Source organism: Bacillota bacterium (genome assembly GCA_012837335.1).
In the GTDB taxonomy this organism is placed as follows: Bacteria; Bacillota; Limnochordia; order Darwinibacteriales; family DTU012; genus DTU012.
Map to the genome: position 1 here is coordinate 1 of DURM01000084.1, position 9,684 is coordinate 9,684.

8 protein-coding genes are annotated in these 9,684 nt (G+C 45.1%); 1 reads left to right on the forward strand and 7 read right to left on the reverse strand.

The features are described 5' to 3' along the window. Window positions 1-282: 282 nt before the first annotated feature. Entirely contained in the window at window positions 283-2,034 is a 1,752-nt protein-coding gene (locus tag GX019_10910) for a hypothetical protein (protein ID HHT37667.1), read from the reverse strand. 401 nt (window positions 2,035-2,435) lie between these two features. On the opposite strand from GX019_10910, the gene GX019_10915 reads away from it, so the two are divergent. Further along, entirely contained in the window at window positions 2,436-3,191 is a 756-nt protein-coding gene (locus GX019_10915; protein ID HHT37668.1) for a helix-turn-helix transcriptional regulator, read from the forward strand. Between the two features lie 65 nt (window positions 3,192-3,256). Here the strand turns inward: GX019_10915 and GX019_10920 are convergent, their stop codons facing one another. The 6 genes from GX019_10920 to GX019_10945 form a co-directional block, all read right to left on the reverse strand. Further along, the gene (locus tag GX019_10920; GenBank protein ID HHT37669.1) at window positions 3,257-4,351 is read right to left on the reverse strand and encodes an ABC transporter permease; all 1,095 of its coding nucleotides are present in this window, start codon (window positions 4,349-4,351) and stop codon (window positions 3,257-3,259) included. A gap of 1 nt (window position 4,352) precedes the next feature. After that, entirely contained in the window at window positions 4,353-5,465 is a 1,113-nt protein-coding gene (locus GX019_10925) for an ABC transporter permease (protein HHT37670.1), read from the reverse strand. Between the two features lies 1 nt (window position 5,466). Continuing rightward, entirely contained in the window at window positions 5,467-6,945 is a 1,479-nt protein-coding gene (locus tag GX019_10930; GenBank protein HHT37671.1) for a sugar ABC transporter ATP-binding protein, read from the reverse strand. Window positions 6,946-7,058: 113 nt separating this feature from the next. Further along, window positions 7,059-7,889 (reverse strand): substrate-binding domain-containing protein, encoded by an 831-nt coding sequence (locus tag GX019_10935; protein HHT37672.1) that lies wholly within the window; start codon window positions 7,887-7,889, stop codon window positions 7,059-7,061. A gap of 634 nt (window positions 7,890-8,523) precedes the next feature. Continuing rightward, window positions 8,524-9,486 (reverse strand): hypothetical protein, encoded by a 963-nt coding sequence (locus tag GX019_10940; protein HHT37673.1) that lies wholly within the window; start codon window positions 9,484-9,486, stop codon window positions 8,524-8,526. 25 nt (window positions 9,487-9,511) lie between these two features. Next, window positions 9,512-9,684: type I restriction endonuclease subunit R (locus tag GX019_10945; GenBank protein HHT37674.1), on the reverse strand; the 173-nt coding region annotated here is incomplete at its 5' end.

The window sequence follows — 9,684 nt, forward strand, 5'->3', positions numbered from 1 at the left end:
AAGATAGTTGTCTTCCGCATACAGCGTTTTTAACGCAGTTAATCCGGCAACAGGACTTAAGTCGCTAACTTGATTCCGATCTACATTAAGTACCAGCAGAGTGGTTAAGTCTGCAATGGGAGTCAGATCGCTGATCTGGTTATCCCACAGGATCAGGTACTGGAGTTTCTCCAGATGCTCAATTCCTTCCAGGCTGGAAATACCTCTGTTATCGGCGTCCAGCCTCCAGATTACGCTGACTTCTCCGGCAGTAAGATCTCCTTCCGGTTTATTAATAGTTTCTCAAATCACCTGCTCCAGATTTGGATCCGCAAAGGTAACAATCCGGTCTTGGGGATCATAGAAAAGATATAAACCCCTGTCCATCAGCGCCTGAATATTATTCATGTCATCTGACCCGGGTGTTAAATCCAGATAATTCCAGCGCATATACACTGCGTCTCCCGCGCCTAAACCGCTGTTGTTAACTAAGGGAGCAATATCAGTGATTAGGTTGTTCTCAACAGTTAGGGATTGTAAATTAGTAAGCCCCTCAACCGCTTTGATCTCACTAAGCTGATTGTTGGACAGATACAGCTGCGTTAAATTTGTCAGTCCTGCCAGCGGACTGATATCAGCAATCTGATTGCTGGTCAGGTTAAGCGAAGTCAGTTCCTTTAACTCCGCTAATGGCGCAAGATCAGCAATCTGGTTTTCGCCAAGAGTGAGGTATTCGAGCTTGGTCAGGGATGTCAGTGGACTGATATCGGTAAGGTCATTGGCCCGCAAACCAAGCTCTGTCAGATTAACGAGCCCTGCTAGTGGAGTAATGTCGCGGATTTGATTGTTCTCCACACCCAGTTGCTTCAGCTTAGTTAATCCGGCAAGCGGCGATAGGTCTTCCACTTGATTGGTGGACAATTGCAGATTTTCTAAGTTTTCCAGATGCTCAATTCCGTCCAAGCTGTGGATGTTTCGCTCATAGGCATACAGCCAAGTCAGATCAGCAACATCTGACCTGGTCAGCTCTCCGACTGGTTTATCGATCAGGTCCCTGACTGCTTGTTCTAGATTAGGATCAGCAAATACCACCGCAGGTTCATCATTACCCGTTTTACTGAATTTAAAGGTTACTATTTCGCTGGAAATCATATTTGGCGCTGCCGCAAAAGCATAAAACTCAAAGTCGTGATTTGGCATTACCAAGGGCGCATTATAAATTTGAAAGTCACCCGGGTACTCTAAACCGGTGGTGCTGTATAAGATCATGGCTCCGGGTGTATCGGTAACTAACTCAATCTCCTGACCCGGTTCAAGTTCCAAGGAATCATTCGCAGCCCGCGGAGCCACCACTACCGGAGCACTAAGAACTGCATAAGTAGAAAAATGCGTAACAGCCGCCACCGCGTACCCGTTTTCAATTACTGTCGGCTGGTATTCCCAGCTGGTTTCCCCTTGATAAAAAACACCAATGTTATCCCCGGCTGCCGCCTCTTCAATTGGCAGTCGCAGGATTACTCCTTCCGCAAAATTCAAATCAGGTTTGTTGAAGCTAACCGACACAGCTGCTCCGGCAGGCTTAAGGATCTCTGGCAGAGCTTCCCTAACCTCGTCTTGCACATCTTTGACCGTTACCTTTGTTTCTGGTGGAATCTCCACGTTGGATAAATCTAGGACAAGATCATTGTTAAACTTAATAACCTTTTCTTTTTCAACAGCTACTGGTGTTTCCAGCTTAGCGGCAAAAACAGCAGTAATGGACATATTTTTATCAACATAGGCTGCTGTTTTAGCGGAGTTCGGCTCAGCCACATTGCCAATCCAGTGACTGAATTCCCAGCCCTCTGCGGCTGTTGCCTCCAGCGATACAGAAGTCTTTTTAGCATACTCATACTTACCCGGTTTAGGGTCAACTGAGCCCTGGCCATCCACACTGATTGTGAGCTGATACTTCTCCTCCGGCTTCTTTGAGCCTCCTCCAAAACAGCCGCTTAATACCAGTACCAAAACCAGTAATAACGCCATTGATGGAGAAATCATTCTCCTCATACCCATCTTCTTCTCTCCCATCTTCTAGGTTAAATTCAAAACTGCACAATCGCTCCTCAGGTTGAGATTTTTGAATTAGGAAAACTAGTATCGATGGGTAACGAATTGAGCTTCACGGCAGCTTTGATCGATAAAGAACGATCAGTATAGAGAATTCAGTTCTATTTTTGCAATTCCTTCTTTTTACATTAGATAATATATGCACATCGCCGATGCCTACTTCCCCATGATCACCAGCGGGAAGCTGTTTATTCACTGCTCAAAACATGGCTGGCAGTTTATGGCAAAAATCCATTTCTCAACTAATGGTTGGACAACTCCAAACCAATGGTTAATTGCAATAACTTATGATTAAACATAAAATGAAATCATGCAGCCTGTCACTAAAAATTATGGAGTGAGTTGTCATGAGAGAGCCATTAAGTAAAAAAATATCGCATCTGAGAAAAATACGGGGGTTAACCCAAGAGCAGCTCGGTGAAAAACTTGGTATTTCAGGACAAGCTGTCAGCAAGTGGGAAAATGGTGAAAGTATGCCTGATATTATGTTACTTCCTGACTTGTGTGATATTCTGGGAGTATCAGCTGACGCATTACTTGAAGTACCGGTTTCATTAAAAAATAAGCATATTATTCGGGATTTTTGTCAGTTTGCACAAGATAACGGTAAGAATGCAACGTTACTTGATGCCCTTTCTCGCATTTTTAATGATGCTGGAAACAAGGTGACTTCTAATTGGGTAGATTTTGGACCTAATTTCTTACGTGTTTATGATACAAGTGGAATGGGCTTTATCATCCAGGACACAGAATACTTTGAGAAATGCTTTGAGGAACCCACGGAAGACATTGCATATCTTCTCCGACCACTGGCAGATGAAGAGGTGATTACAATTTTACGTTGTATTTCTATCGATACAGCAACCACCCGCGAGGAACTTGCTGAAGCTGCCAAACTAGATGAAGCTGTAATAGATAGGGTATTACTGGGATTAATGAAGCGCAACTTTATCGAGGTAAATATCGATTCCCATGGAAAACGCGGATACCTGCAGAGCGATGCTATGGCAGGAGTATATATGATATTAGCTGGGTGTCAAGTTCTTGGACGCGCCGGGGCGCTAAACTGCAATGTCCGCTTTACAAGAAATAATCATGAATAATTCATCCAGGGCGAATCTTTGGTTTTAAAAAGCCCCTACCGTAAAACGGCAGAGGCTGTGGGACATCATTTGGAAATGCGGCGCTCGTCATGAGAACGGTGCAGTTTCAACCAAGGAGGAAGAGCAAGCGAGAATTTTTTCTGGTCCCGCAGTGACACGATGATACTCTGGAGCACAATGAAAACATACAGCAGAAGTCCGCTGATGATCGCCTGCAAGTTTGATTGAACACCTGCCGCCCGAATTAACTCATTGATTGTCAAAAGGCTCAGCGTCCCGATGGGCGCACCCAGCAGGTTCCCAACGCCGCCGTTTAGCATAATACCGCCCATGACGTTTGAAGCAATCGCTCTCATCTCATATAACGATCCATTCCCAATATTGCCGGCTCCTGTTGTCATGAGGAAGACAAAGCCGGAAAGCCCAGCGGTCAGACCGCAGAGCACGTAGGAGAGAAAGATCGTCTGCTTGACATTGATCCCGAGCATCCGGGCGCTCTGGCGATTGCCGCCTACTGCGTAGAGGTTGCGCCCAAAACGCGTCTTCTTCATCAAGAAGGCATAAAGAACGATCAGGACCACCACTATAATCACGCTTGGTCTGATTTCACACGGGATAAAAACACCCAGCCTGTTTACGGTGCCAAGCCAAGGAATCTCGATTGTAAAGCGACGCAGGGAAACAAACGCAGGATTGGTTACGTTGAGGGGATCTTTATGAATAGTAGTCAGCAGCCCCTGCGCCAAAAACATCCCAGCCAGCGTGATGATAAACGGCTGAATCTCAAGATAGGCGATGAGAAAACCATGCATGAGACCAAAGGCGAGCCCGATTCCCAACGCTAGAAACAAAGCGCCCCAAATGTTCCCCGTTCCCGATTGCAGCAGCATTGCACAGGCCATGGTTACTAGACCACACACGGCCCCGACAGAAATATCGATTCCGCCGCCAATCATGACGACACACATTCCCAGCACAACGATAAAGAGCGCCGCGTTCAGGTTGAAAAAGTCAAAGAAGGTTTGAAACTGCCGGAAACTAAGGGGAAAACTAACAATCGCAATCCCATACATCAGAACAAAGATAATTCCAGCAATGATAAACAGCAGCGTGGAATTGGACATTCTTGTTTTTGGCCTGCTTCTGTTCAGTGGTCGCATCCTACTCCTCCTTCTCCCCAGAACTGTCCGTCATGGTAACAACCGCCTCATTTAGTGCCCCCTTATGCCGTCCGGAGTAGCCAGCGATAAATGTCTGCGCCTTATCGTATAGTTTCCCGGCATAGGCTCTCACTACCGGCGAAGCAATGATCATGAGGATAATGATGAAGACCGCCTTAAAGGTCTTAATGGCTTCGGGGTTTACTTCCAACCTAAGCAGAGTCCTGTTGAGCACCTCGATGGTATACGCACCGATAATCGAACCGGTGATGCTGAACTTCCCTCCAGCCAGCGAGTTCCCGCCTAAGGCGACGGCAAGAATCGCGTCCATCATGATGAACTTGAGCAGGTTAACACTGTCATGGCGTCCCACCTTGTTTACCGCAATAAAACCAGCGACCGCGCTGCAGACTCCCATGATCAAAAAGGTCAAAAAGATAATCTTTCTCGGGTTGATCCCATTTAGCCGGGCCGCACTCGGATTGATCCCGACTGCTTCCACGTAGAGCCGGAGATTGGTGGTTTTTAGGACCACGGCCACGATGGCGATAAAGACAGCCGTCAGGATGATTGGCGTTTGGATTGGTACACCAGGTATGACCGTGCCGATCTGATTTGAGATCGGGTTCCCTAGAATGGGCGATACTTTGCCATCAATAATAAACGCGATAGACCTGCCCCCCAAGAATAAGATCAGGGTTGCAACCATGGGCTGAACATTAAAGAAAGCGACCAAGGTACCGTTGAAGGCTCCGATCACGATCCCGGCGGCGCAGCTGATGAGAAAACCCACCAAGATGGTCCAGATGGTAACCTCTCCAGCGCTTAAAACATACTGAACAAAGATTGCAGAGCTGATCGCACCGCTCTCGCCGATGCTGATATCTTGCCCGCGGGCAGCCGCAGTTACCAGGGTCATTCCAATTGCCAGGATAACCAGCTCCGAGGCACCAAAGAGAATGTTGGGGATATTCCCGTAAAGGACACCGTTAATCATGGTAATTTTAAAATAGTCCGCGCCCTTGATTAAGTTAATAATCAGGAGTACAACTAAAACAGAAAGGGGAAAAATGAGGTGAGACAAGCGATCGAACAGTTTTTTCAGCCTTGCCATCTTATTCACCCCCCTGAGCGATCATCTGCATCACGTTTTGCTCCGTCAAATCCATTCCCCTCAGCTCACCAACAATTTCCCGATCCTTCATGACAATCAGCCGCGAGCAGACGCGGAGCATTTCATCGATTTCCGAGGAGATGAAAGTCAGGCTCATCCCTTCTGCCGCGAGCTTGAGCACAAGTTTTTGAATTTCCACCTTAGTTCCAACGTCGATTCCCCGGGTAGGCTCATCGAGGATTAGGTACATGGGCTGAGTCAGCAGCCAACGGGCGAGGATGACCTTCTGCTGGTTGCCGCCAGAAAGGGATTTAATGGGAGTGTCGAGAGACGGCGTTTTAATATCCAGCAGCTTAATATACTGGTTGGCAAATTCCTCGGCTTGTTTGCGCGACAGCGGTTTGAAAAAGCCATTCAACACTTGGAGAGCAAGGATAATATTGTCCCGCACCGAAAGCTCGTCAATGATGCCATCGTTTTTGCGATCCTCCGGCAGATACCCGACTCCCTGCCTCATAGCATGCAGGGGCGTCCTGAGCTTCACTTTCTTACCGTTTACTTTGACTTCGCCGCCGGTTACTTTGTCAGCTGCGAAGATTGCCCGCACACTTTCACTGCGTCCTGAGCCGAGAAGTCCGGCAAATCCATTTACCTCACCTTTATGGATTGTGAAATCAAAAGGCCTTACCCCGGCAGCGCTCGCAAGACCCTCCGCCTGGAACACGGGCACGCTGTCGTCAGATTGAGACGGTTCGTGCTTTTTCAATGCCGAAACATCGCTTAGGGCCTTTCCCATCATCTTTGAGACCAGTTCGATTTGGGAAAGCTCGGCGGTTGGGTATTCGCCAATCAACTTACCATTGCGCAGCACTGTAATCCGATCGCTGATCTCGTATACCTGATCAAGAAAATGGGTAATGAAAATAATGCCTACGCCCCGGGCTTTCAGCTCCCGCATAAGCGCGAAAAGCTTGTTAGTCTCATCCTCGTCCAGGGAGGATGTAGGCTCATCCAGAATGAGTATCTTGCAGTCCATATCAACAGCGCGGGCGATGGCAATCATCTGCTGGACCGCAATTGAACACCTGCCGAGCTCCTGGGTCGGGCTCGCAGGAATACCAAGCGAAGCGAGCATCTCCGCCGCCCTTTGGTTCATCTGCTTCCAATTAACGAAAGCGTCCCTGCTCCGGCCAATGAACATATTTTCGGCCACAGTCAAATTAGGGCAGAGCGCAATCTCCTGAAAGACCGCACCGATCCCCATCGTTTGTGCTTCTTGCGGCGATTTAAAATGAACCGGCCTTTCCTCTAAATAAATCTGGCCGGAATCTTTTTGGTAAACACCAGTTAAAATTTTGATCAGGGTGGACTTGCCCGCTCCATTTTCGCCCATTAGAGCATGGATTTCACCCCTGCGGAGCACAAAATCGACGGCGTCCAGTGCCTTAACTCCGGGAAAGGATTTGCAGATCCCCTCCATCTTGAGGATGATTTCTGGCAGCAATTTAAGCCCTCCTAACTGGAAGCTTATTTATCAAGGGCAGTGCAGGTGGCCGGAAAGCCGGACACCGCACTGCCTGAATCATGACAGAACTATCTAGTGATTACACCTTTACCCGGATCGGGGTTAATACCATATTTCTCAATAATTTCATCGGTAATCGTGTCAGTGTCCACGATTATCTCTTCCTGATAAACAATACCTTCAGCTATATTACCACTCTGGATCCATTCATGAATCTGGTTGGCCATCCGCGGATTACACTGAACATCAGCGTTCCAATAGCCGGCCTGTACGTTTCTCAGAGCAAAGCGATTAAAGTCAAATCCGATGATCTTGACCTTGCCGTCTTTCCCAAAGCTGATTCCGGCTGCCTCGAGGGCTTGGCAAGCTCCTTGAGCCATACCGTCGTTTTGGGCATAGATGACATTGAAGTCTTTTCCGGCGGCAATCGCGGCTTCCACTACTCTACGGGCTTCCTCTAAGCTCCATGTGTCTCCGCCTGTACCGTCCCACACGATGTTGAGCTTACCTTCCTCTGCGGCTTTGAGCAGCGGAGCGCTGCGCCCGATTTCAGCGGCGCTTCCCAACTGACCGCGAATTAAAATGACGTTGGGTTCCGGAACATTTGCTAAAACCCAATCAGTTGCCAACTTACCTTCAAACTCCATATCAGAAACAAGTGCCGCCTCATAGTTGGAAGGATCGGTATCAATTAACCGGTCAAACAGAATAACTCTAACGCCTGCTCTTTTGGCAGCCAGCAGAACGTCATCCCATCCGGAGGCGTGAGCGGCAGAAATCAGGAGATAGTCGACTCCATCGCGGATATATCCCATGGCTGCAGACATTTGCTCGTTGACATCGGCGGTGTTAGTTTGTCTGGAGTCATAACCATTTTCCTTGGAAAAGACTATGTTCATGTCTTCCACATTGGCCTGACGGTAGCCGGATTCTTCCGGTGGCAGATTTACAATTCCAACCCTAATCAGTTCTTGCGCTGCTGCTGCAGACCCGAAAGACAACACCAAAACTGCTACCAACAGTAATAACCCTACTCTCGGTAATCTTTTCACAAATATACCTCCTCAAATTTTTTTGGTCTGAATCAAGGCAACCCATCGTAACCTTCCATCCCTACCGCTCTTCATTATGTACCGCCGATATCTCCCCCCTCTGTTTTCAATATCCAACTCAAAATATGTCTGCTACTCTGTTACTAATAAATACTAGCTGTTAAATTTCAATAGAAGCTCTTTGCAAAAATAACTGCTCCTAACATTGATTTTACAACTGATATAATATTTTGTCAACTCTTACCACTTAGAAACGTTTTTCTTCCTCTGCTTTTTGGAAAAGAAACAGTAGCAAAAACAGATCCACTAATGCGGACATACATCAGCATAAGCGCTCATTAAAAAAGGCCGCAACTTAGGAGCTTTCAGATAGGGATTGAAGAAAAACAGGTGAATAGCTTTAAAGGTTAGCACAATGAAGCCTACAAGATAATTATTTCATCTTGCAGGCTTTTTTAGTGATACGAGATTATTATCTTTATTAATCAATTCTATTTAAAAATTTTTCTAATACTTCTTCCCATTCATTCCATTTTGCAATACTCAATTTTAAATTATCTAAATAAAAACCTTCATCTATCCCAAGTGTTTCAAAAATAATAATTCGATAGAGGTTGAAAAATTTTATTGTGTATAGAATAGATTCTGCTCCATCAAGATAGTTATCACCTTGATGACGTTTAATGTGCATCATTCTATTACGGCTTCTTACAAACATTTGTAAAAAGTCTTTCTTTGACCGTATTTCTTCTTCAAAAATAAGATTTCCATATTTGGTAATCAACATATCTAAACACATCTTTAAAGTTGTTCCCCTATTTCCAGGCTTTAATGAAGAAAATAAACCTTTACGTTCTTTTATGAGATCAATAAAAGCTTCAGCAAGTTCAATTGAAAAAATACATTTTATATCAACTGTTGCAAAGTTTTTGGATAGAGCATAAAATATTACATTTGAAGCAAGATCAAGCTCTTTATCAAGTTCAATCCAGTCTTTTAATAATTTCTCATTTATGACCTCATTGTAAGATATTATTTTATTGCAATTATACATACTAAAATCTGAAGACTCATAGCAACCTAGTCTTTTATCTTTATACCAAGTTCCTGCCTCTATTAAATTATCATCAGTAAATTCATCTGAATCAGAGAAACACATATATTCTAAAGGAACAAATCTTCCTTCAAAAAGCATAAGAAGTTTTTCTATAGACTGGCATAGGGAAAATAATATTCCAGTAGATACTTCTTTTTCGGTGGTAATTACAATTTTTCGAATCCCAAGTTGTTCTATATTAATATTCACTTTAGTAGAATTCTCTATTTTATAAGAAAATTCACTTTCAACTGGACCACCTAAAACGCCATTGTCAAGCTGGTAAGTTGCAGTTATCTTTTTACATACAGGCTTTTTTTCATTAATTAGTAACGTGTTAAAATTCAACTTTATCTACCCTCCCTACTGTCTTTTACACCAAGCCAAAATACTTCTCAAAGAAGGCTAGAAGCTTATCAATTATGGTCTGTTTTTTAATGGTTCTAGAATTAGATGCAAATCTAGATACAGGAGGCATTATCCTATCTATATCAGTTCCTGTTGTCTTCATAAGGCCATCCCTAAAAGAGTTCTCAATAAATCTTC

What these genes read in the sequence shown, in the direction of transcription:
- GX019_10925 (HHT37670.1), bottom strand. Translation starts at nt 5,465, where the DNA reads ATGGCAAGGCTGAAAAAACTGTTCGATCGCTTGTCTCACCTCATTTTT.
- GX019_10920 (HHT37669.1), bottom strand. Translation starts at nt 4,351, where the DNA reads ATGCGACCACTGAACAGAAGCAGGCCAAAAACAAGAATGTCCAATTCC.
- GX019_10930 (HHT37671.1), bottom strand. Translation starts at nt 6,945, where the DNA reads ATGGAGGGGATCTGCAAATCCTTTCCCGGAGTTAAGGCACTGGACGCC.
- GX019_10910 (HHT37667.1), bottom strand. Translation starts at nt 2,034, where the DNA reads ATGGGTATGAGGAGAATGATTTCTCCATCAATGGCGTTATTACTGGTT.
- GX019_10935 (HHT37672.1), bottom strand. Translation starts at nt 7,889, where the DNA reads ATGAACATAGTCTTTTCCAAGGAAAATGGTTATGACTCCAGACAAACT.
- GX019_10915 (HHT37668.1), top strand. Translation starts at nt 2,436, where the DNA reads ATGAGAGAGCCATTAAGTAAAAAAATATCGCATCTGAGAAAAATACGG.